Genomic DNA, 1,286 nt, shown 5'->3' with positions numbered 1-1,286 from the left:
CGACTACTACATCGTCCGCGTAACGCACGATGATCATGCCGCCGGAGACCTCGCGCTGTCGCCAGCGTTTGGCCCACAGGTCGAGAGCGTAGTGCAGGTAGATGTTGCCGAGAAGCGGTGAAATCACCGAACCTTGACCCGTTCCCCTGTCATCAGCGGCTACGACGCCGTCTTCGAGAACACCCGCCTTCAGCCATTTCTGAATGAGGCGGATGATGCGCTTGTCGCCGATCCTATGTTCCAAGAAGCGAACCAGCCAAGGTTGACTGACTGCGCCAAAGAAGTTTTGGATGTCGGCGTCAATGATCCAGTTCACGTGCCGCGTCTCGATCGCTGTGCAGAGCGCGTCCAACGCATCATGTGGTCCTCTGCCGGGCCGAAACCCGTAGGAAAAGCCACAGAAGTCTCCTTCGTAGATGGCGTTGAGCACGATGACGGTGGCGCCCTGGACGATTTTGTCTTCGAGAGCCGCGATCGCTAACGGGCGCTGCTTGCCGTCTGCCTTTGGTATGTACGTCCGGCGAGACGGTTGCGGGCGATACGCTCCTCGTTGGACCCGTTTGTGCAGATCGGCGAGCCGGGGCTCGAGATCTTCCTCGTAGTCCTCCCACGTCATGCCATCCACTCCGGGAGCAGCCTTACGCCTGAGCGCAAAGAACGCCGCCCGCAGTGTATCGACATTGATGTGGTGAAAGAGCGCGGTGAACCGGTCCTTCTTCCTCAGCCTTGCGGCTGTCCGTACGCGGTCCAGCGACTGGGTCATGCGAGCCCGGCCCTGTGTCCGGTGCATGCGCTGCTGTTCCGCGTTTCCCTTGGTCCCCGGCCTTGGCTCCGCCCACTCCGCCGCCAGTAATCCGGCTTTGTTCGTTGGCTTCTCAGCTACTATGCCAGAGTCAGACTTCTCCGTGTCGTGCATCAGCGGCTACAGCTCCTCGCCTTCCCGCTGCGGACCATCTCCTCCGAGAAGGAAGATGGCCGACCCGGAGATATCCCGGTTCCCGTACAAGGAGCTTCCATACATGCCAGGGTCTACGACCACGCCGGGTTGGACGGGTGCTCGCGTTTGCGCACTCGCCCATATTGCCTTCCGCTCTTTGGACAGCGTCGGCTCCCGAGATAACACTGTTTCGCGGCTCAATGGCTGGCCTGCATGCTCCCCTACCGACGCTTCGCCGACACCCTCGCGGACGCCTGCGCACGGCTCGGGGCCGATGTGGTTCGCTACACCTTCATCGCAATGGACTTCCACCATCTATTCCTTGCCGGTCTCCCGGCGCACCCAAAGT

1 protein-coding gene is annotated in these 1,286 nt (G+C 61.1%); it reads right to left on the bottom strand.

Annotated features, from left to right (window positions below; all coding sequences use genetic code 11):
* Positions 1–763, bottom strand: a 763-nt coding sequence (locus WN73_RS11745; protein ID WP_442870069.1) for a reverse transcriptase domain-containing protein, incomplete at its 3' end; no start/stop codon positions are given.
* Positions 764–1,286: the final 523 nt, after the last annotated feature.

This window comes from Bradyrhizobium sp. CCBAU 45394 (assembly GCF_028128655.1).
Lineage (GTDB): Bacteria > Pseudomonadota > Alphaproteobacteria > Rhizobiales > Xanthobacteraceae > Bradyrhizobium > Bradyrhizobium diazoefficiens.
This window is presented reverse-complemented; position numbering and strand designations above follow the sequence as displayed.